Source organism: Agrobacterium sp. V1 (assembly GCF_030518355.1).
Classification (GTDB): Bacteria; Pseudomonadota; Alphaproteobacteria; order Rhizobiales; family Rhizobiaceae; genus Agrobacterium; species Agrobacterium cucumeris.
Genome location: NZ_JAULSF010000001.1, coordinates 2610862 through 2630642, shown reverse-complemented (window position 1 = coordinate 2630642; position 19781 = coordinate 2610862). Strand labels below are relative to the sequence as shown.

The window sequence follows — 19781 nt, the reverse complement described above, 5'->3', positions numbered from 1 at the left end:
AAAGGCCGCATGCTTCAGGATGCTGCATAAAGCAGGGGATAGAGGGGGTTTCAATCGCAAGAACGGCTTTTTTGCAGCACCGCTGACAGTTCCTCTATCACACTCGGCGACAGCTTGCGAATATCCCGCGCCAGGCGATTGGCGAAAGCCGTATATTGCGGCGCAAGCCCGACCGTATCGATCACCACCTTGGGGTCGGACGAACCAGCCAGAAAGAACAATTCCTCCGCCTCGTCCCAGATGATGTTGAAATATCCGGCGATACGCTGGAGCAGATCAAAGCTCGGCTTGCCGCGTTTGCCATGCTCCAGCGCCGAGAGATAGGCGGGCGACACACCGATTGCCGCCGCCATCTGCTTCTGCGTCACGCCCTTGCGTTCACGAAGCTGCCGCACGGCCTCGGCAAACGGCGTCATGATTTTTCGCCCCGCCGGCGCGCCAGTCGCACATAGAGGGCGCCGTCGCCGCCATGATTGGCGGATGCGTCCTCGTAGGACGAAATGAGGTGACGATATTCCGGTTTGGAAAACCACATGGGCACCGCTCTTTTCAGCGCGCCGTCGCTGCCGATCGAGCGCCCCTTGCCGGTGATCACGAGCACGTGCCTCAGACCCCGTTCATGCGCACGCAATAGAAAATCCAAGAGCACTGCATGGGCTTCGCTCTGAAACATGCCGTGCAGATCAATACGCCCTTCCAGCGGCAACCGGCCACGGGTTAGTTTGCGTTTGACCGGTTTTTCCATCGGCTGATGAATTTTCGGCTTTTTCTCCAAGGTTGCCGGCGGAACGTCGATCGGTTCTGCGAGCATGCGCGGAAAAGGGCTGCTGACGCTTTGCGGGATAATGGCCTCCGTCGGCGCCTCTTCTATGTCGTCGAAAGCCAGCAAATCCTCCAGCCTGCCGGAGATAGGCCGCGCGGTTCTTGCGACCTTGCCCCACAGAATGCGTTCTTCCTTGCCAAGCTTTCGACTGCTTTTCATCGCCGATACCTTTCCGCAGCAACGCGCGGCAGCAGTATATAAAAATCGGCCTCATTACGCACCGTGCCGGCAAGCTCTCCTGCCTCGAAACCGGAGCCGGTGAAAATATCGCCCCGCGCCGGGCCGACGATAGCCGAGCCCGTATCAAGCGCCAGCATCAGCCGGGCGAAGGGTTTTCCATTATCCAGATGGGTCAGGGTTGGCGCATGGATAAAAAAGGGAAAACCGAAAGTATGGATAAGCCTGTCCACGGCCAGCGCCCGCCCGGCAACCAGCGGCACCTTGGCGGCGGCAATCGGTCCCATGTCCTGATCCACCACATCTGCCTCGCGGAAAAAAATGAAGGAGCGGTTATGCCACAGCACCTCATTTACCTCATCCGGGTAGTCGGCAAGCCACTTGCGGATCGTCTGCATCGAGATCGTTTTCGGATCTAGTTCGCCGCGATCCAGAAGCAGCCGTCCGATCGGTGAAAACGGATGCCCGGCCTTGGCCGCATAAGTGATGCGTTTTACCGTACCATCCGGAAACACCAGACGGGCCGCACCCTGAACGTGGACGAAAAACAGGTCGACTTTCGATTTCGCCCAGGCGATCTCAAGACCCCTACCCTCCAGATATCCCTCATCGATCGCCCGGCGATCGGGAAAATAGGAAATGCCATCCTCTTCCGCTTTTGCAAAAGCATAGGATGGATCGAAACCGGCGGGACGATTATCGTCGTTTATATCCACCAGCTCAGGCGGTCTTCGATAGATTGGGTGGCACCATACATCATCACGAACGGATGATACTTCCAGCTCGGGTTCATAGAAGGCGGTTACAAAACCGCTTTTTCCTCCAGATGGAGAAATTTTAAAGGGTACACAATTCGTCTCGAAGAAGTGGCGGGCCTGTTCCGGACTAGCTCCGTCCTTCTCATCGGCCATTTCCAGAAGAGAAACCAGCTCAGCAGCGGTCAGCCCCAGCGCACCGCTCCTGTAAGGTTTCGCATTCCGGAGATGAGACAGAACCGTCCGCATCACCGGAAAAAGCTTACCGGGATCGTCATCCTGCCAGCCGGGCAGGTTCTGGAAAGCAACTTCCTCGATCGAAAAGGGCGCGGTCATTGCTCGGATTCGGTGGCGATCAGCTTCCAGTTCGGATCGCGCGAGCGCATGTCACGCGAGAAGGTCCAGATATCGTCCACTTCCGCAACCGCATCCGGGTCACCATCCACCAGCTTGCCGTCCTTGTCATAGGTTGCCGAAATCAGCTGGCTGACGATCCTCAGCGTGATCTGCACCTCGGAATCGCGAATGCCAGCCTGGGTGATATCGGCTTTCTCGATACCCACGAAAGTGGATTTCACGACTTCGCCGCGGCTTTCGCGTTCGGAGATCGCCGCCTCGAAGCCTTCGAAGACCTCTTTCGACAAGAGATTCTTGAGAGTATTCCGGTCGCCATCGGCAAAACCCATAACGATCATCTCATAGGCCATGCGAGCACCGTTCAGGAATTCCTTGGGCCGGAACGTCGGGTCCTTGGTCATCACCTCGCGCAGGGACGCATTCAAGGGAGAATCGACGGGCGCCAGAGCATCCGCCTCGGCAAAGGGATTTTCATCCTCGGCCTCACCGCGTTTCGGCAGGGTCACGACCTTGTTATCATCCGTTACAGGGCCTTTGGCGACATCGCGCGGGCTATAGGGATCGAATGGCGGTTTCTCATTGCCCGTCCGGCGGCCGAGAACACTGCGCAACTGAAGGAATATCAGCACCGCCGCAACGAGAAAAAACAATGTGATAAAGTCGCTAAAGCCCATCTTTTACCAAAACCGCCATTTAAATTCGAAAACCACACCATCATATAGTCTGCATCTTATCATCATTCAAATGTGCAGATTCAATCATTGGTGTCCCAGGGTGTCCTCAGGAACCGGCAATCTGCCAGAGATGCACACGCAAGGCTAGAAGATGCGTTTTTCCTTTCTCCCCATTGTCATCCTGATGATGCCCATTCTCGAAATTGCCGGCTTTATTATTGTCGGCAAAGCCATAGGCCTCTGGCTGACCCTGGCACTCGTTCTCTTCACGTCGTTTCTCGGATTGCTCATCCTGCGCCTCGGCGGCATCGGCATGGTGAGAAATCTCCAAGATGCCGGACGCACCGGCGCCCAGCCGGCGGACGAGCTGGTCAACGGCGCCATGCGGGTCGTTGCCGGGATCCTGCTTATCATCCCTGGTTTCATCACTGACATCCTCGGCCTTCTGCTTCTTTCGACCACGGTGCGGCGTTTTTTCTGGAAGGCTTTTGGACCGCGTGTCGTCGTGGCGGGTTCGTTCCGCCAATCGGGCCGGCAATCAGGTCATCAGGCCGGTCCCCAGCCGGGAGACTATTCCGGGTTCCGCAATGGTCCGGGACATGCGGGCAATTCGAAAGTGGTTGATCTGGACGAGGAGGAGTTTCACCGTGAAGAGCAGAAGGGCTCTCCATGGTCGCACAAGCCGGACGATCGCGATCTGCCCAAGCCCTGATCCGCCCCTCAGAACCCATGTAAGGCCCCGATCACGAAGGGTTGTAAGGCTCCGGTCGAAATGATAGACCGCCATCCACGAATTCACGCCGCGAGGAAACGTAATGACCGCTGAAAATGGTGCACAGGGCGCAGTTAGTCCTTCCCTCAACATTCTTACCCAGTACATCAAGGATCTTTCCTTTGAAAATCCGGGCGCACCTCGTTCGCTCCAGGCTCGTGACAATGCGCCGGCGATCAACATCAACGTCAATGTCAACGCAAACCCGATCTCCGGTTCGGATTTCGATGTTGTTTTGTCGCTGAACGCGGAAGCCAAGGATGGTGACAAGGTCCTGTTCGCAGCCGAGCTGGTTTATGGCGGCGTGTTCCGCATTGCCGGTTTCCCGCAGGAGCACATGCTGCCGGTGCTGTTCATCGAGTGCCCTCGCCTGCTGTTCCCCTTCGCCCGCCAGATCATTGCGGACGTTACCCGCAACGGTGGTTTCCCGCCGCTGATGATCGACCCGATCGATTTCGCTCAGATGTTCGCCCAGCGCGTTGCCGAAGAGCAGGCCAGAGCCAAGGTTCAGGCCGTACCGAACTGAAGCCTTCAACAGCCTTCGAAAAAACAAACCCGGGTTCTTCGCCCGGGTTTTTCTTTGCCTTCATTTTTCTTTGTCTTCATTTTTCTTTTTCGGCATTCGCTGTTTTTGGGTCTGAGCAGACCTTAATTCTGGTAACGGTTCCAGATCGCCTTGTCGCCCATGCCGAGAACGAGCTTGCCATGGGCTGCAACCGTCTCCGTATCCAGCCGCGACGCCAATGCCCTCGGCCTCTGTAGCGGCTCGAGTGGCACATCGTCCTCAATGATGACTGCTTCCTGCTTGGCGGCGGAACCGAAACCGAGGGCCGTCTGACGCCCGCCGATCATTTCGATATAAACTTCTGCAAGCAATTCGGAGTCGAGAAGCGCGCCGTGCTTTGTGCGGTGGGAATTGTCGATACCGTAACGCCGGCAAAGCGCATCCAGGGAATTCGGTCCCATCGGGTTCTTGCGACGGGCGAGCGAAAGCGTGTCCGTCACCAAATCGGCTGCGACAGGCTCAATGCCGAGACGGGCAAATTCAGCATTGATGAAACCCATATCGAATGTCGCATTATGCGCCACCCAGCGGGCACCCTCGAAAAAATCGCGAATCTGATCGACGACTTCGGCGAATTTTGGTTTGTCTTTCAGGAAGTCATCGGTGATGCCGTGAACCGCAAGCGCGTCCGGATGAACCTTGCGGTCTTCCGGGCTGATATAAAGATGCAGCGTCCGGCCGGTCGGAAAATGGTTGATAAGCTCAATGCCGCCGATTTCGATCACACGATCCAGTTTCGATTCGAGGCCCGTGGTTTCCGTATCGAAAATGATCTCACGCATTATTCTCTCCGTGACCCGTCTTGGCCAATCTCTGCAATATTCCTCTTACCTGATCCCGTGCCGCTTCGACACCATTTCCGCTATCGATTACGAAATCGGCGCGCTGGCGCTTTTCGGCGTCTGGCATCTGCCGGGCCAAGATCATTTCAAATTTCTCTTGCGTCATGCCGGGCCGGGATAAAACCCGCTGCCGTTGAATGTCCGGCGCGCAGCTCACCACCACTATTTTATCGACACGCTTCTCCGCCCCGGTTTCAAACAGCAATGGAATATCGAGAAGGGCGAACTGGCGACCATCTTCCCTCGCCTCCGCCAGAAAGGCTTCCTGGCTTTCACGGACCAGCGGGTGGACAATCGCTTCGAGTCTGTTGAAATTAGCCGGATTCCCGCGCAGAACTTCAGCGAGTTTCTGCCGATCCACAGCGCCGGAAATGCTGGTACCGGGAAAGGCCGCTTCAATCAGCGGAACCGCTTGTCCACGATAAAGCGCGTGTACGACCTCGTCCGAATCCAGAACCGGAACGCCTTCTTCGGCAAACAGCTTCGCCGTCGTCGTTTTCCCCATTCCTATCGAGCCGGTGAGACCGATGACGATCATCAATGTTTCTCCATGTCCGCAATGATCAGGGAGCGGAGAGTTTCATCAACTTGCGGCATTTCACCGAACCATCGCTGGAAGCCGGGTTTTGCCTGGTGAAGCAGCATACCGAGCCCATCCACCGTTGTTATGCCCTGCGCTTCCGCCATCTTCAGAATTGGTGTTTTCAACGGTACATAGACGATATCAGTCACGACGGCGTTGGTGGCGAGTGGCGAAAAATCGAATTCAGGCGCTTCGGTGCCGTCCATGCCGAGCGATGTCGTATTCACGAAAAGCCCGGCACCCCGCATGACTTCATGAAGTGCCGCCTGCGGGTGCGAAAAAACCCGGGGGCCAAAACGGTCGGCCAGTTCCCGGGCGCGCTCAACCGTACGATTCAGGACGTGGATTTCGGCAATACCCCGATCGCGCAGGGACTGAATGACCGCCCGGCTCGCACCGCCGGCTCCCAAAACCACCGCACGATCGGTCTTGTCCCAGCCGGGATGGCGCTCATCGAGATTGGCGACAAAACCATAACCATCCGTATTGGTGGCGTGGAGCTTACCTTCTTCCACCCAGATGGTGTTGGCGGCACCCAGTTCTTCTGCCAGAGCATCGGGGCTGTCGGCTAAGTTATAAGCGGCTTCCTTGTGCGGAATGGTGACGTTGCCTCCAACCGCCGTACCCGGTTTGGCTTCCTTAAGTGTGGCAATGAAATTCGGAAAATCGTCCGGAGAAACTTCCACAGCCCTATAGGACCCGGCAACGCCGAATTTCTTTAGCCAGTAGGAATGGATAATCGGTGAGCGCGAATGCTTGATCGGGTAACCCGCGACGAAGGCGTTTATGGTTAATGTTTCACGTGAATCAGCCATCGATGACATCCATGTCGCGCAGTTTCGATAAAAGTGGCAAAAGCGGTAGGCCAAGAATCGTGAAATAATCCCCCTCGATGGAGGTGAATAGCTGGATTCCCTCCCCTTCGAGCTGGTAGGCGCCGACGCTGGTCAGGGCTCTGTGACCCACCCGCTGCAAATGACGGGAGACAAATTCGGCGGTCAAAATCCGCACGGCAAGTTCCGCGCTGGAGACCGTCTGCCATATCACCTCACCGCCATGAACGAGAACGGCGGCACTGTTCAGCCGGTGAACCTTACCTGACAATGACAGCAGATGGGCTTCGGCCTCCGCCATGGTTTTCGGCTTATGATAGACACGGGTCCCGAGCGCCATGGTCTGGTCACATCCAAGAACCAGCGTCGCCGGGTGCAGCCTGCCGACTGCAAGGGCCTTTGCCTTTGCCAGTTCCAGCGCGACCTCTTCCGGGTTCGCGCCGTCTCGTTCCAGCTGCTCATCGAGCGCACGCTCATCAATATCCGCGGGTATTGCAGAAAATGTCAGCCCCGCATTGCTCATCAGCATTTGGCGGGATGCACTGGACGAGGCGAGGATCAACTCTTGTTTCATCGACTGTCTGCTCCGAATGGTGAGATTCGGATTATCGTGTCCTTTGGCGAAGGGCAAGGATGGCAGCGGCCGTTTCCTCAATGGAACGGCGTGTGACATCGATCAGCGGCCAGTTGTTGCGGGCGCAGAGCGCACGGGCATATTTCAGCTCTTCCATGATGGTGGCGCGATCCGTGTAGCGGCCACTGTCAAATCCGCCCGTCACACCGAGTTCGCGGTTCTCGCGCACCTGCGATATGCGGTCTGACGTCGCAACAAGACCAACGATCAGCGGACGGGTGGCTGCATAGAGGCTATCGGGCAGGGGTACATTGGGAACGACCGGAATATTCGCGGTCTTTATTCCCCGGTTGGCGAGATAGATGCTGGTTGGGGTTTTTGACGTGCGGCTGATGCCGATGATGACGATATCGGCCTCGTCATAGGTTTCCGGCATTTGCCCGTCATCATGATCCATGGCGAAATTGAGCGCTTCGATCCGCGCAAAATAATCGGCATTCAACGCATGCTGCGCCCCCACCCGTCGTCGCGATGGCGCACCGAGATAGGTCTGGAAAATGCCGATGATCGGTTCAAGGACATTAACGCAGGGGACGCCGATCGCATGGCAGCGCAGATCCAGAAACTCGGCCAGCTGCTGGTCGACGATGGTATAAAGAACAATGCCCGGTTCCTTGTCGATAAGATCCACGACCTGGCCGAGCTGTTTCTGGTTCCTGATCATTGGATAAACATGTTCCACCGGCATTGAGGCATGGAACTGCGCCGAGACGGCGCGACCCGCCGACATGAGAGTCTCTCCCGTTGAGTCCGAAATCAGGTGCAGATGGAAGAAACTTTTTTTGTTCTCCACGCTCTTTTTCTCCCGCTGTTGATAAACCGGGACAAACTTCAAAATTGTCCTGAGGGCCGAGCCGCGACGTGAATAAGGTGGTGTTTTTCCACAATCCGCAAGTGGCTGCAATCCCGCCCGGCGTGCCTGTGAATTACTGGAAGAATGTAAAACTGTTCAAACTTTTCCCCACATTATCCACAGATGGGATGATTTCGGTTGTAAATCTAAAGTACTGAAATTATTTTGAAAATATCTGTTTTCCCATTTAGCTCGCGATGCTACGCCGAGCAATATCCGCTGGTGGTCATAAAACCCTGCCGCTGCGGCATTTCGACTGGAATGATTTTAATCCTTGCTACCCACAGACTCTAAGAAATAGAAAATCTTTTAAATCTCTTTGATTTTATTTTTTAGAAGTTGGGTGCCATGAGCGAACGCAAGGTAATGATGGTGTTGAACGGGCAGACGGTCACACCGCCACCCATATGGCTGATGCGTCAGGCGGGACGCTATCTTCCGGAGTACAGGGAAACGCGAAAGAGCGCGGGAAGTTTCCTTGATCTCTGTTATAATCCCGAGCTGGCAACTGAAGTGACCCTTCAGCCCATTCGCCGGTTCGGGCTTGATGCCGCCATTCTCTTTTCCGATATCCTGGTGATACCGGATGCGCTTCATCGCAATGTATCCTTTAGCGAAGGAAAGGGTCCGGCCATGGATCCGATCGATGTACGCGGCATCGAGAAGCTGGATTCGACGGATGTGATGGCGCATCTTGCGCCCGTTTTCGAAACCGTTTCGCGTCTGCGCAAGACGTTGCCGGATGAAACGACGCTTCTTGGCTTCTGCGGTGCGCCCTGGACAGTTGCGACCTATATGATCGCCGGCCATGGGACACCGGATCAGGCGCCAGCGCGGCTGTTCGGGTATCAGGAACCTGCAGCCATGGAAAAGCTGCTGGCTTTTCTTGCCGATGTTTCCGCCGATTATCTGGTGGCGCAGATCGATGCCGGTGCTGATGCGGTGCAGATTTTCGATTCCTGGGCCGGCGTGCTCGGTGAAAAGGAATTCGAGGAATATGCGGTAAAGCCGGTTGCCCGTATTATCGCATCGGTGCGTGCTCGCCGGCCCTCAGCAAAGATCATCGCTTTCGCCAAGGGTGCCGGTTATCTTCTCAAGGATTATCGTCGTAAAACGGGCGCAGATGCCATCGGGCTCGACTGGTCTGTGCCGTTGACCTTCGCCCGGGACTTGCAGAAGGAAGGCCCTGTGCAGGGCAATCTGGACCCGATGCTGATGGTGGCGGGCGGCAGGGCGTTGCAGGATGGCATCGATGCGGTGCTGCAGGCGCTCGGACAGGGCCCACTGATTTTCAATCTCGGCCATGGCATCACGCCGCAGGCTGACCCGGAAAACGTTGTAAGACTGGTGCAGCGGGTGCGTGCTGGCGGAGCCGCGGTATGAGCGAGGAGAAACAGACCTCCGCCCGCTCCGGAAACAGGGCAGCCCTGCGGGCTGGTATCGCACTCGGTGTCTTTGCGGTTTTTGTTGCGCTGTTGTTTTACGCCGATCCAGCCGATCTCTATCTCTGGATCAAGGCGCTGCATATCATCGCGGTCATTTCCTGGATGGCGGCGATTTTTTATCTGCCGCGGCTCTTCATCTATCACACCGACGCGCCCGCCGGTTCGCAGCAATCCGAAACCTTCAAGGTGATGGAGCAGCGCTTGATCAAGGTGATCATGAACCCGGCGATGATGATAAGCTGGATATTGGGGCTTTATCTGGGATGGTCGGTTTATGGTTTTTCCGGCGGCTGGTTACACGCGAAAATCGGGCTGGTCGTGCTTCTAACAGCCACTCACGTTTATTTCACCCGCAGCGCCAGACGTTTCGCGAGGGATGAAAACACCCGACCTGCCCGTCACTGGCGGTTGATGAACGAGGTTCCAACCGTGCTGATGATCCTCATTGTCATACTTGTGGTTGTGAAACCGTTTGGTTAAGGGGCTTTCACGATAAATTTCGCGGAATTCGTGCTTTCCTCTTGCAGCGGCCGTATTCAGTCGCTATTTTCAGGCCACTCATCTTCGTGGCATGTGAATTACTCAGTCATCTGCGGCATTTCCCACAGCATCTGATTCGCGAACACGCCCTCCCCCGACATTACATTATTAGACGGTCTTCCCTTCATGGCTGAAATGAAGCTTCAGGAACTTAAGAGCAAATCGCCCACCGACTTGCTGACTTTTGCCGAATCCCTGGAAGTTGAAAATGCGAGCACCATGCGCAAGCAGGAGCTTATGTTCGCAATCCTCAAGGTTCTCGCGAGCCAGGACATCGAAATCATCGGCGAAGGTGTCGTTGAAGTCCTGCAGGATGGTTTCGGGTTCCTGCGATCCGCAAACGCAAACTACTTGCCCGGTCCGGACGATATTTATATTTCCCCCTCGCAAATCCGCCGCTTCTCTTTGAAGACCGGTGACACTGTCGAGGGACCGATTCGTGGTCCCAAGGAAGGCGAACGTTATTTCGCGCTTCTGAAGGTGAACACGATCAATTTCGACGATCCGGAAAAGATTCGTCACAAGGTTCACTTCGACAATCTTACGCCGCTCTACCCGAATGAGCGCTTCAAGATGGAACTGGATGTCCCGACATCGAAGGATCTGTCGTCGCGCGTGATCGACCTGGTAGCACCACTCGGCAAGGGCCAGCGTGGTTTGATCGTCGCGCCGCCGCGTACCGGTAAAACGGTTCTGCTGCAGAACATCGCGCACTCCATCACGGCGAACCATCCGGAATGTTATCTGATCGTTCTCCTGATCGACGAACGCCCGGAAGAAGTCACCGACATGCAGCGCTCGGTTAAGGGCGAGGTTGTTTCCTCCACCTTCGACGAACCGGCTGTCCGTCACGTCCAGGTCGCTGAAATGGTCATCGAAAAGGCGAAGCGTCTTGTCGAACATGGCCGTGATGTCGTGATCCTGCTCGACTCCATTACACGTCTCGGCCGCGCCTATAACACTGTTGTTCCCTCTTCCGGCAAGGTTCTGACCGGTGGTGTGGATGCCAACGCCCTGCAGCGCCCAAAGCGCTTCTTCGGTGCTGCGCGTAACATCGAAGAAGGCGGTTCGCTGACGATCATCGCAACGGCGCTCATCGATACGGGCAGCCGTATGGATGAAGTGATCTTCGAAGAGTTCAAGGGTACAGGTAACTCGGAAATCGTGCTTGACCGCAAGGTTGCCGACAAGCGTATCTTCCCGGCTCTCGATATTCTCAAATCCGGTACCCGCAAGGAAGACCTGCTGGTGCCGCGTCAGGACCTGCAGAAGATTTTTGTTCTGCGTCGTATTCTCGCGCCGATGGGAACGATGGACGCCATCGAGTTCCTGATCGACAAGCTGAAGCAGACCAAGAACAATTCCGATTTCTTCGAATCGATGAATACCTGATCCGGAGTTTAGCCGGATTCATCTGAAAACCTTGAAGCCGCATCCGTTTATTCGGATGCGGCTTGACTGTTTTAAACCGAGGTGAGTGATGCCAGCTTCCGCCGATACGATCTATGCGCTTTCAAGCGGCGCTCTGCCGGCGGGCGTTGCCGTGATCAGGATCAGTGGTCCCCAAGCATTTCTGGCTCTAACGACGCTAACAGGTCGAGAAACCCCGTCACCAAGGCGGGCCGTTTTAAGTTCGATTCGGGATCGAAACGATGAAATTATCGATCAGGCACTGATCCTCGTTTTTCCTGCGCCAAATTCCTTCACGGGTGAAAACTGTGTCGAAATACACAGCCATGGTAGCCGCGCGGTGCTCGCCTCGATTTTTGCCGAGCTGGAAAATCTGGAGGGGTTTCGCCCTGCCGATCCCGGTGAATTTTCCCGCCGTGCTTTTGAAAACGGCAAGATGGACCTTCTCGAAGTCGAAGGCCTAGCCGACCTGCTGCAGGCGGAAACCGAGATGCAGCGGCGCCTGGCAGTGGAACAGAGCACAGGTAAACTCTCCGCGCTTTATGATGGCTGGGCAGGTCGCTTAACGCGTGCCCGCGCGTTGATCGAAGCGGAACTGGACTTCGCCGATGAAGACGATGTACCGGATTCGGTCGCAACTCAGGTGTGGGAGGCGATGTCGCAGTTGCGGGGGGAGATTGCCGATCATCTTCGCCAGGGTAATGGTGGCGAAATCATCCGTGATGGGTTTAAGATCGCATTGGTGGGTGAGCCGAATGCCGGTAAATCCACTCTGCTTAATGCTTTGAGCGGCCGTGATGTTGCGATCGTTACCGATATAGCGGGCACAACGCGGGACGTCCTGAGTGTCGATATCAATCTGGATGGTTATCTTGTCCGGATATTCGACACCGCAGGTATTAGGGAGACCGAGGATGTCGTGGAACGGGAGGGCGTGCGGCGAGCGAAATTAACGGCCGAGAATGCGGATCTCATTTTACTGCTTCAGGATAACGATTCGCCTCCGAAACAATCTTTCATTTCGTTTGGTAATGCTCGTCACCTCTATCTGCGCACGAAGTCGGCTCTCTCTACAGATTCCGCAGAAAATGCCTTTGACCTTTCTATCTCTGCTAAAGAGGGACATGGGCTGGATGAACTGCGAGCGGTCATCACCCAGGAGATCAGGAACCGGGTTGGTACCGGTCAAACGTTGGTTCCAGCCCGTGCCCGTCACAAAAAACGGCTTGAAGAGACGCTGAACTATGTTAGTGATGCGCTGGAATCCGAAGCCATGGACCTTGCGATAAGGTCAGAATATTTAAGGCTTGCGGCGACATCGCTTGGGCGCATTACCGGCCGTGTTGATGTGGAAGATTTGCTCGGCGTAATCTTCTCGGAATTCTGCATAGGAAAATGATTCACGTGAAACATTGGCTACCGCGGTGGCTATGTGGATGATTTAGGACAAGGCGCAGGCATATGCACCAATCATTTGATGTCATAATTATCGGCGGTGGCCATGCCGGCAGCGAAGCCGCCGCCGCGGGCGCGCGACATGGTGCAAAAACCGCCCTCATCACCCATAAGCGCGAGACTATCGGCGTGATGTCCTGTAACCCCGCGATTGGCGGTCTTGGCAAGGGGCATCTGGTTCGTGAGATTGATGCGCTTGACGGCTTGATGGGCAGGGTCGCTGATGCTGCCGGCATCCAGTTCCGTATGCTTAATCGTAAAAAGGGTCCGGCCGTTCGCGGGCCGCGGACGCAGGCTGACAGGCGACTTTACCGCGAGGCGATGCAGCGTGAAATCGACGCGATTGAAAATCTGACGATTATCGAGGGCGATGCCTTCGATATCGAGATGGCGGATGGGCGTGTCTCCGCGGTTATTATGGCGAATGGTAGCCGGATTCCGTGTGGTGCGGCTGTTTTGACCAGCGGCACTTTTCTGCGTGGCCTGATTCATATCGGTTCCGAAAAGATTCCTGCCGGTCGTGTCGGCGAAAAGCCATCCGTGGGTCTCTCCGAGACACTTTCTCGTCTTGGCTTGGTCATGGGGCGGTTGAAAACCGGCACGCCTGCCCGGCTCGATGGTCGCACCATTCACTGGGATGCCGTCGATCGACAGGGGGCGGATGAAGATCCGGTGCCTTTTTCCTTCATGACGGATCGGATTCTCAACCCGCAGATTGAGTGTGGCGTAACCCGCACGACGCCGGCCGGTCATAGGATTATCCAGGACAATATTCATCTTTCAGCGATGTATTCCGGGCAGATCGAGGGCGTTGGCCCACGCTATTGCCCGTCCATCGAAGATAAGATCACCCGTTTCGGGGAGCGGGATGGGCATCAGATATTTCTGGAACCAGAGGGTCTGGACGACCACACTATTTATCCGAACGGTATCTCAACCTCCCTTCCCGCTTCCGTGCAGGAACAATTTATTCGTACGATACCAGGGCTCGAACAGGTCACTATTCTTCAGCCCGGTTACGCCATCGAATATGATTATGTCGATCCGAGGGAGCTCAAGCCCTCGCTTGAATGCCGCAAAATTCCCGGCCTGTTCCTGGCGGGGCAGATCAACGGCACCACTGGTTATGAAGAAGCCGGCGCTCAAGGTCTTGTTGCGGGATTGAACGCTTCTCTTTATGCGAGCAATACCGATCCGCTCTATTTCAGTCGAACGGAATCCTATATCGGCGTCATGATCGATGATCTAACCTCGAAGGGCGTAAGCGAGCCCTATCGAATGTTTACATCGAGGGCGGAATATCGGCTTTCCCTGCGTGTGGATAATGCCGATTTGCGGCTGACGCCAATTGGCCAAAGAGCCGGGATTATCGGTTCCAAGCGCGAAAAGCGCTTTGAGGCATTTATTGCTGATCTGGAATCGGGTCGCGAGCTGATGAAGGCAGCTACCATCAGCCCTTCCCAAGCTGCGAAACAGGGATTGAAGCTCAATCAGGATGGCCAGCGCCGTTCCGTTTATGAATTGCTCGCTTATCCTGATATAACACTGGATGTTCTTACGCAGCATTGGCCGGAGCTGCAGTCGCTTCGAGGCAAGGTTGCAGAAACTCTGGAAATTGAAGCGAGCTATGCGGTTTATATGCAGCGGCAGAGCGCGGATATTGTTGATATCAAACGGGATGAAGACAGGAAAATCCCGGATGATTTCGATTTCCAAAGTCTCTCAGGTCTTTCCAATGAACTGAAACAAAAGTTGGAAAAGGTCCGCCCCGAGAACATTGCGCAGGCTGCACGTGTTGACGGTATGACGCCGGCTGCTATATCGCTGCTGCTTGCCCTACTGCGAAAAAGTTCCGCTGAGCAAGGCGAAAAATTACGCATGCACCAATAGCGAGTCGGATTATGAAGATAAACGGCCAGAGTGTTTCACGTGAAACACATGAGAGGCTCGAACACTTTGTCGAGCTTTTTAAGAAGTGGAATAAAACCACCAACCTGGTCGCGCCCTCCACTCTCACAGAGCTTTGGAGTAGGCATGTGGCCGACAGCGCCCAAGTATTCCAGCTCTCTCCCAAGGCACAAAGATGGGCTGACTTAGGTAGCGGCGGCGGTTTCCCGGGCGTTATAACCGCTATTTTTCTCGCGGAACTCGGCGATGGTTGGGTAGATCTGGTCGAAAGCAACAATAAAAAGGCTGCATTTCTGCGGATTGCCCTAAAGGAAACCGGCGCGAGAGGGAGTGTTCATCCGATAAGGATCGAAAAAGCGCCTGAAATTGTCAAAGCCTGCGATGCCGTTTCCGCTCGAGCACTGGCCGAGCTTGATCTGCTTTTCGACTATATTCATCCCTGGGCGCAGAATAATCCCGATCTCAAGGCCTTTTTTAATAAAGGCCGGGATTATGATTCTGAAGTGCAGAAAGCGCATGGTCGCTGGCAGTTTGATCTGGTAAAACACCAGAGTGCCATTGAGGCAGATTCTGTTGTTCTTGAAATCAGCAACCTCACTTTGAGACGCTGACAAGCTGGCCAGGTGCGGCATGACTTTTGAAAAAAACCGGATTATCGCAGTCGCAAACCAGAAAGGTGGCGTTGGAAAAACAACGACCGCCATTAATCTGGCAACGGCGCTGGCTGCTATTGGTGAGCGCGTACTGATCGTTGATCTGGATCCGCAGGGAAATGCCAGCACGGGGCTGGGGATTGACCGAAAGGAGCGTAAGCTTTCTTCTTACGATCTTCTGGTGGGCGATCACACCATCGGCGAAGTCGCCGTTCCAACGGCAGTTCCAAATCTCGATATTGTGCCGTCGACCATGGATTTGCTCGGTTTCGAGATGCAGGTTGCCAATGTTTCCAACCGGGTCTTTCTGTTGCGCGCGGCCATGGAAACGCAAGAGGCAAGAGATTATTCCTATATTCTCGTCGATTGCCCGCCCTCTTTCAATCTTCTGACCATGAACGCCATGACGGCCGCCCACTCTGTGCTGGTGCCGCTGCAGTGTGAGTTCTTTGCTCTGGAAGGTCTTAGCCAGTTGCTGGATACTGTCAGCCAGATCCGCGGCTCGGTTAATCCGCAGCTTGATATACAGGGTATTGTTCTGACGATGTTTGATGCGCGGAACAATCTTGCGCAGCAGGTTGTTACGGATGTGCGAACTCATTTGGGAGAAAAGGTTTACCACACGCTTATTCCGCGTAATGTTCGTGTGTCAGAAGCGCCGTCCTATGGTAAACCGGCAATTCTTTATGATCTGAAATGCGCTGGTAGCCAGGCTTATTTGCAGTTGGCATCGGAAGTGATCCAGAGAGAGCGGCTGCGCAAAGCCGCCTGACGTCTGCCGGAATGTATGGAGTAATATCTTATGAGTGATGATCTTTCCAAGCGTCGACTCGGGCGCGGTCTTGCTGCATTGATCGGCGAAATGGATCAGCCTATGCCAGTGGGCGAGCCGCAGCGCACCGTCAATGCTGACCGCACCATTCCGATTGAATTCATCGCTCGCAGCCAGAGAAATCCAAGACGTCATTTCGACGAGAATGAATTGCAGGATCTGGCCGCATCCATTCGCCAGCATGGAATTGTGCAGCCTGTGGTCGTGCGGACGGTTGCAACCAACCGTTACGAGATTATTGCCGGTGAAAGACGCTGGCGTGCGGCGCAGCTGGCTGGTTTTACCGATGTGCCTGTCATCGTTCGCGATGTGGACGACCGCACGGCACTGGAGCTGGCCATTGTTGAGAACGTTCAACGTTCAGACCTGAACCCGCTTGAAGAGGCGATGGGTTATGAACAGCTGATTGCCGAACACGGCTATACCCAGAATGATCTCGGCGAGATTATTGGCAAGAGCCGTAGCCATGTTGCAAACAGCCTTCGGCTTTTGAAACTTCCTGATCCGGTACGGGATATGCTTGCAGACGGTTCCTTATCCGCAGGTCACGCGCGGGCGCTTGTTTCCACGTCTGATCCGGCAAATCTGGCACGGACGATCGTCTCCAAGGGATTGTCGGTGCGTGATGCTGAGCGTCTGGCGCAGAACGATATCAAGTCACAGGGTGACGTGACGGAAAAGCGGCCGGCGGCTGAGAAAGATTCTGATACGGTTGCGTTGGAGCGCAGCCTCTCGGACGCCCTGGGGCTTGATGTAAAGATCAGCCACAAGGGTGGTTCGGGGCAAATCCGCATTGGATACCGGACGCTTGAACAGCTGGAGGCGGTCTGCCGGCTTCTGGAACAAAAATAGTCAACTATTTGTTTTGGTTGATAAATACCCGCTTTCGGCGGGTATTTTCGTTTTTGGCGCGGCTCAAAAGTCGATTGCACGGCCTTTTATCTCATAGTCGCCGAAACGAACGGGTTCGGCACCGCCGCGGCCGCCTGTTTCCGGTGGCAATTGAAGGTCTGCCTGTTGCCGGCGTCTCTCTTCGGCTTCTTTCAGGGCGCGTTCAGCTGCCGGCGATAGCCGTCTCGGCGTTTCCGCGCCGTTGTCATTATCCGCATCTTGCATGAGAAATCCTCCCTATGACGGGATATTGAAATATGTTTGGCGTTTACCAGATTATATAATCAGGTGGGGTTTAGAAACCCCACAATGGTTTCTGATGAACGACAAGGAGATTTTAACGGATGAACATGATGCGCACGGCAATGCTTCTGGCCTTCATGACGGCATTGTTCATGGGTGTCGGTTTTCTGATCGGCGGCAAGGGCGGCATGATGATTGCCCTTCTCATTGCTGCGGGTATGAACCTCTTCTCCTATTGGAATTCGGACAAAATGGTCCTCTCCGCCTATCGCGCGCGGGAGATTGACGAGGCCAATGCACCCGAATTTTTCCACATGATCCGCGATCTCTCGCACAATGCCGACCTGCCGATGCCGAAGGTCTATATTTACGATAGCCCTCAGCCCAACGCCTTTGCGACCGGACGGAACCCGCAGAACGCCGCAGTGGCGGCCTCCACGGGTCTGCTGGAGCGTCTTACCCCGGAAGAAGTGGCCGGCGTTATGGCGCATGAGTTGGCGCATGTGCAGAACCGCGACACGTTGACTATGACGATCACGGCCACGCTGGCGGGTGCTATCTCTATGCTCGGTAATTTCGCTTTCTTCTTTGGCGGCAACCGCGAAAATAACAATAATCCGCTCGGCTTTATCGGTGTGCTGGTTGCGATGATCGTTGCGCCGCTCGCCGCGATGCTGGTGCAGATGGCAATCAGCCGTACGCGGGAATATTCCGCCGACCGCCGCGGTGCGGAAATCTGTGGGAACCCGCTGTGGCTTGCCTCGGCGTTGCAGAAAATCTCCGGTATGGCGCAGCAAATTCACAATGACGATGCCGAGCGCAACCCGGCAACAGCGCACATGTTCATCATCAACCCCCTCTCCGGTGAGCGCATGGACAATCTCTTCTCCACGCATCCGAATACGGAAAACCGCGTGGCAGCGCTGCATGCCATGGCACAGGAGTTTTCCCCGCGAGCATCGACGCCGTCGCCGTCGGGTGGTAGACCTCTGCGCAAATCAGGCTCCGTTCCCAATACGGGACGAAGCAACGAAAACGAGCGCAAGGGACCGTGGTCTTGACATCCGATATTCAGAATAAGCCGGCCCGGTCCAAAAAAACGAGATCTGGACAAGCGAGACCGGGACAAGGCAGGGGCCGCGAAGACGGCCCTTCGTCGTTCGAGGATAAGCCAGGCCTTGCTGCGCGCATCGCCGCGACTCGAATTCTCGCTGCCGTTCTGGAAAAGAAGACTTCGCTTGATGGCATGCTGGATAGCGAAAATGGCAATCCGGTCTATCGGGCGCTTTCCATTGCGGACAGGGCGCTGGTGAGAGCCATCGTCAACAGTGCGCTTCGCCACCTCCCCCGCCTTGAGACGGCATTGTCGATGCTGCTTGACGGGCCGCTGCCACAGGGTGCGCGATCGCTGCACCATGTACTTGTCGTCGGCGCGGCGCAGATGCTTTATCTCGATGTCCCCGATCACTCCGCCGTCGATCTGGCGGTGGAGCAGGCCCATCGCGACCCCCGAAACAAGCGTTTCGTGAAGCTGGTCAACGCGGTTCTCAGGCGGCTTGGCCGGGAGAAAACGGAAATCGAGCAAGCCATTGCCGACGTGCCGGTGTTGCCGGACTGGTTCTATGCGCGGCTTGTTTCCGCTTATGGCGATGACGTGGCGCAACGGATTTCTGAAGCGCAGCTGACGCCGTCCTCCATTGATCTTACAGTCAAGACCGATCCGACCCTGTGGGCGGAAAAGCTGCGCGGCACCGTTTTGCCGAATGGCAGTGTGCGCCTTGGAGATTTCGAAGGCCAGATTCCCTCGCTTGAAGGTTTTGCCGAGGGCGCCTGGTGGGTGCAGGATCTCGCCGCCAGCATGCCGGTGCGGCTGCTGGGCGATATCTCCGGCAAGCGTGTTGCCGATCTTTGTGCCGCCCCCGGCGGTAAAACGGCCCAGCTGGCGCTGGCGGGTGCTAAAGTGACGGCGCTGGATCAGTCCGGCAATCGTCTGCGGCGTCTCAGGGAAAATCTCGACCGGCTTGGCCTCCATGCCGAAACGGTGGAGGTGAACATGTTGAAGTACCAGCCGGAGCAACTGTTTGACGCTGTTCTTCTCGATGCACCCTGTTCATCAACCGGCACGCTGCGCAAACATCCCGATGTCTGCTGGACCAAGGATGAAACGGACGTTGCCAAACTTGCGGCTCTTCAGGGCCAGATGTTGCGGCATGCACTGACATTGGTGGGTTCTGGCGGTATCGTTGTGTTCTCCAACTGCTCGCTTGATCCTTCGGAAGGCGAAGAAATGATTGCGCAGGTTCTGGCGGAAAATCCAGATGTGGAGCGTATTGCCGTTCGCAAGGAAGACTGGCCGGGAATGGAACTGGCTGTCAGCTCAGAGGGTGATCTGCGAACGACGCCGGATATGTTCGGCGGTGTCGACGGGTTTTTTAGCAGTGTCTTGCTTAAGAAGTAGAAAAAAGCGAAGCTTTCGCGAATCATTGATATTTATCGATAATGTTCCGGTCATCGCGGTTCACTGATAAAAACAAAA

22 protein-coding genes are annotated in these 19781 nt (G+C 55.5%); 12 read left to right on the top strand and 10 right to left on the bottom strand.

What is annotated here, in order from left to right:
- Positions 1-50: 50 nt before the first annotated feature.
- From QSV77_RS12650 to QSV77_RS12635, 4 genes are read right to left on the bottom strand one after another with little or no spacing between them, the layout of a single operon-like run.
- Positions 51-416 carry a helix-turn-helix domain-containing protein gene (locus QSV77_RS12650; RefSeq protein ID WP_046799712.1) on the bottom strand — a complete coding sequence of 122 codons (366 nt, stop codon included), beginning with the start codon at positions 414-416 and terminating at the stop codon, positions 51-53.
- Positions 413-982 carry a Smr/MutS family protein gene (locus QSV77_RS12645; protein ID WP_302733709.1) on the bottom strand — a complete coding sequence of 190 codons (570 nt, stop codon included), beginning with the start codon at positions 980-982 and terminating at the stop codon, positions 413-415. Before QSV77_RS12645 ends, QSV77_RS12650 begins: the two co-directional genes overlap by 4 nt.
- Positions 979-2091, bottom strand: a complete 1113-nt coding sequence (locus QSV77_RS12640) for a murein transglycosylase A (RefSeq protein WP_302733708.1) — start codon at positions 2089-2091, stop codon at positions 979-981. The genes QSV77_RS12645 and QSV77_RS12640 overlap by 4 nt, the downstream gene beginning before the upstream one ends.
- Positions 2088-2786 (bottom strand): Tim44/TimA family putative adaptor protein, encoded by a 699-nt coding sequence (locus tag QSV77_RS12635; RefSeq protein WP_142842128.1) that lies wholly within the window; start codon positions 2784-2786, stop codon positions 2088-2090. Before QSV77_RS12635 ends, QSV77_RS12640 begins: the two co-directional genes overlap by 4 nt.
- Positions 2787-2937: 151 nt before the next feature.
- On the opposite strand from QSV77_RS12635, the gene QSV77_RS12630 reads away from it, so the two are divergent.
- Both QSV77_RS12630 and secB read left to right on the top strand, forming a co-directional pair.
- Positions 2938-3498, top strand: coding sequence for an FxsA family protein (locus QSV77_RS12630; RefSeq protein ID WP_302733706.1), 561 nt, complete (start codon positions 2938-2940; stop codon positions 3496-3498).
- A 103-nt stretch (positions 3499-3601) separates the two neighbouring features.
- Positions 3602-4084 carry a protein-export chaperone SecB gene (gene secB, locus QSV77_RS12625; RefSeq protein WP_046799707.1) on the top strand — a complete coding sequence of 161 codons (483 nt, stop codon included), beginning with the start codon at positions 3602-3604 and terminating at the stop codon, positions 4082-4084.
- 122 nt (positions 4085-4206) lie between these two features.
- Here the strand turns inward: secB and dnaQ are convergent, their stop codons facing one another.
- From dnaQ to QSV77_RS12600, 5 genes are read right to left on the bottom strand one after another with little or no spacing between them, the layout of a single operon-like run.
- Positions 4207-4905, bottom strand: coding sequence for a DNA polymerase III subunit epsilon (gene dnaQ, locus QSV77_RS12620; protein WP_142842130.1), 699 nt, complete (start codon positions 4903-4905; stop codon positions 4207-4209).
- The gene (coaE, locus tag QSV77_RS12615) at positions 4898-5503 is read right to left on the bottom strand and encodes a dephospho-CoA kinase (protein ID WP_302733704.1); all 606 of its coding nucleotides are present in this window, start codon (positions 5501-5503) and stop codon (positions 4898-4900) included. The genes dnaQ and coaE overlap by 8 nt, the downstream gene beginning before the upstream one ends.
- Positions 5503-6363, bottom strand: coding sequence for a shikimate dehydrogenase (locus QSV77_RS12610; protein WP_302733941.1), 861 nt, complete (start codon positions 6361-6363; stop codon positions 5503-5505). The genes coaE and QSV77_RS12610 overlap by 1 nt, the downstream gene beginning before the upstream one ends.
- A complete protein-coding gene (locus QSV77_RS12605) occupies positions 6356-6955 on the bottom strand; it encodes a Maf-like protein (RefSeq protein ID WP_302733703.1) in 600 nt (199 codons plus the stop codon). Before QSV77_RS12605 ends, QSV77_RS12610 begins: the two co-directional genes overlap by 8 nt.
- Before the next feature lie 31 nt (positions 6956-6986).
- Entirely contained in the window at positions 6987-7808 is an 822-nt protein-coding gene (locus QSV77_RS12600) for a pyruvate, water dikinase regulatory protein (protein WP_046799702.1), read from the bottom strand.
- Positions 7809-8216: 408 nt separating this feature from the next.
- Between QSV77_RS12600 and hemE the strand changes: the two genes are divergently transcribed.
- From hemE to QSV77_RS12560, 8 genes are all read left to right on the top strand, one after another.
- Entirely contained in the window at positions 8217-9251 is a 1035-nt protein-coding gene (gene hemE, locus QSV77_RS12595; protein WP_302733702.1) for a uroporphyrinogen decarboxylase, read from the top strand.
- Positions 9248-9793, top strand: a complete 546-nt coding sequence (hemJ, locus tag QSV77_RS12590) for a protoporphyrinogen oxidase HemJ (RefSeq protein ID WP_161991377.1) — start codon at positions 9248-9250, stop codon at positions 9791-9793. Before hemE ends, hemJ begins: the two co-directional genes overlap by 4 nt.
- 186 nt (positions 9794-9979) lie before the next feature.
- Entirely contained in the window at positions 9980-11245 is a 1266-nt protein-coding gene (gene rho, locus QSV77_RS12585; protein WP_004444236.1) for a transcription termination factor Rho, read from the top strand.
- 88 nt (positions 11246-11333) lie between these two features.
- Positions 11334-12662 (top strand): tRNA uridine-5-carboxymethylaminomethyl(34) synthesis GTPase MnmE, encoded by a 1329-nt coding sequence (mnmE, locus tag QSV77_RS12580; RefSeq protein WP_302733700.1) that lies wholly within the window; start codon positions 11334-11336, stop codon positions 12660-12662.
- 62 nt (positions 12663-12724) lie between these two features.
- Positions 12725-14608, top strand: a complete 1884-nt coding sequence (mnmG, locus tag QSV77_RS12575; protein WP_302733699.1) for a tRNA uridine-5-carboxymethylaminomethyl(34) synthesis enzyme MnmG — start codon at positions 12725-12727, stop codon at positions 14606-14608.
- Between the two features lie 11 nt (positions 14609-14619).
- Complete coding sequence (gene rsmG / locus QSV77_RS12570; RefSeq protein WP_302733698.1) at positions 14620-15237, top strand: 16S rRNA (guanine(527)-N(7))-methyltransferase RsmG; 618 nt, start codon at positions 14620-14622, stop codon at positions 15235-15237.
- Between the two features lie 19 nt (positions 15238-15256).
- Positions 15257-16051, top strand: coding sequence for a ParA family protein (locus QSV77_RS12565; protein ID WP_271362615.1), 795 nt, complete (start codon positions 15257-15259; stop codon positions 16049-16051).
- A gap of 30 nt (positions 16052-16081) precedes the next feature.
- On the top strand, positions 16082-16963 hold the full coding sequence (locus QSV77_RS12560) for a ParB/RepB/Spo0J family partition protein (RefSeq protein WP_302733697.1): 882 nt from the start codon (positions 16082-16084) through the stop codon (positions 16961-16963).
- Between the two features lie 63 nt (positions 16964-17026).
- On the opposite strand, the gene QSV77_RS12555 is transcribed toward QSV77_RS12560, so the two are convergent.
- A complete protein-coding gene (locus tag QSV77_RS12555; RefSeq protein ID WP_142842141.1) occupies positions 17027-17227 on the bottom strand; it encodes a DUF1674 domain-containing protein in 201 nt (66 codons plus the stop codon).
- Between the two features lie 119 nt (positions 17228-17346).
- Here QSV77_RS12555 and htpX point away from each other — a divergent pair, with 119 nt between their 5' ends.
- A complete protein-coding gene (gene htpX, locus QSV77_RS12550) occupies positions 17347-18306 on the top strand; it encodes a zinc metalloprotease HtpX (RefSeq protein ID WP_271362612.1) in 960 nt (319 codons plus the stop codon).
- On the top strand, positions 18303-19703 hold the full coding sequence (locus tag QSV77_RS12545; protein ID WP_302733694.1) for an RsmB/NOP family class I SAM-dependent RNA methyltransferase: 1401 nt from the start codon (positions 18303-18305) through the stop codon (positions 19701-19703). The genes htpX and QSV77_RS12545 overlap by 4 nt, the downstream gene beginning before the upstream one ends.
- The last annotated feature ends 78 nt before the right edge of the window (positions 19704-19781 follow it).

What these genes read in the sequence shown, in the direction of transcription:
- QSV77_RS12650 (WP_046799712.1), bottom strand. Translation starts at nt 416, where the DNA reads ATGACGCCGTTTGCCGAGGCCGTGCGGCAGCTTCGTGAACGCAAGGGC.
- QSV77_RS12645 (WP_302733709.1), bottom strand. Translation starts at nt 982, where the DNA reads ATGAAAAGCAGTCGAAAGCTTGGCAAGGAAGAACGCATTCTGTGGGGC.
- QSV77_RS12640 (WP_302733708.1), bottom strand. Translation starts at nt 2,091, where the DNA reads ATGACCGCGCCCTTTTCGATCGAGGAAGTTGCTTTCCAGAACCTGCCC.
- QSV77_RS12635 (WP_142842128.1), bottom strand. Translation starts at nt 2,786, where the DNA reads ATGGGCTTTAGCGACTTTATCACATTGTTTTTTCTCGTTGCGGCGGTG.
- QSV77_RS12630 (WP_302733706.1), top strand. Translation starts at nt 2,938, where the DNA reads ATGCGTTTTTCCTTTCTCCCCATTGTCATCCTGATGATGCCCATTCTC.
- secB (WP_046799707.1), top strand. Translation starts at nt 3,602, where the DNA reads ATGACCGCTGAAAATGGTGCACAGGGCGCAGTTAGTCCTTCCCTCAAC.
- dnaQ (WP_142842130.1), bottom strand. Translation starts at nt 4,905, where the DNA reads ATGCGTGAGATCATTTTCGATACGGAAACCACGGGCCTCGAATCGAAA.
- coaE (WP_302733704.1), bottom strand. Translation starts at nt 5,503, where the DNA reads ATGATCGTCATCGGTCTCACCGGCTCGATAGGAATGGGGAAAACGACG.
- QSV77_RS12610 (WP_302733941.1), bottom strand. Translation starts at nt 6,363, where the DNA reads ATGGCTGATTCACGTGAAACATTAACCATAAACGCCTTCGTCGCGGGT.
- QSV77_RS12605 (WP_302733703.1), bottom strand. Translation starts at nt 6,955, where the DNA reads ATGAAACAAGAGTTGATCCTCGCCTCGTCCAGTGCATCCCGCCAAATG.
- hemE (WP_302733702.1), top strand. Translation starts at nt 8,217, where the DNA reads ATGAGCGAACGCAAGGTAATGATGGTGTTGAACGGGCAGACGGTCACA.
- hemJ (WP_161991377.1), top strand. Translation starts at nt 9,248, where the DNA reads ATGAGCGAGGAGAAACAGACCTCCGCCCGCTCCGGAAACAGGGCAGCC.
- rho (WP_004444236.1), top strand. Translation starts at nt 9,980, where the DNA reads ATGGCTGAAATGAAGCTTCAGGAACTTAAGAGCAAATCGCCCACCGAC.
- mnmE (WP_302733700.1), top strand. Translation starts at nt 11,334, where the DNA reads ATGCCAGCTTCCGCCGATACGATCTATGCGCTTTCAAGCGGCGCTCTG.
- mnmG (WP_302733699.1), top strand. Translation starts at nt 12,725, where the DNA reads ATGCACCAATCATTTGATGTCATAATTATCGGCGGTGGCCATGCCGGC.
- rsmG (WP_302733698.1), top strand. Translation starts at nt 14,620, where the DNA reads ATGAAGATAAACGGCCAGAGTGTTTCACGTGAAACACATGAGAGGCTC.
- QSV77_RS12565 (WP_271362615.1), top strand. Translation starts at nt 15,257, where the DNA reads ATGACTTTTGAAAAAAACCGGATTATCGCAGTCGCAAACCAGAAAGGT.
- QSV77_RS12560 (WP_302733697.1), top strand. Translation starts at nt 16,082, where the DNA reads ATGAGTGATGATCTTTCCAAGCGTCGACTCGGGCGCGGTCTTGCTGCA.
- QSV77_RS12555 (WP_142842141.1), bottom strand. Translation starts at nt 17,227, where the DNA reads ATGCAAGATGCGGATAATGACAACGGCGCGGAAACGCCGAGACGGCTA.
- htpX (WP_271362612.1), top strand. Translation starts at nt 17,347, where the DNA reads ATGAACATGATGCGCACGGCAATGCTTCTGGCCTTCATGACGGCATTG.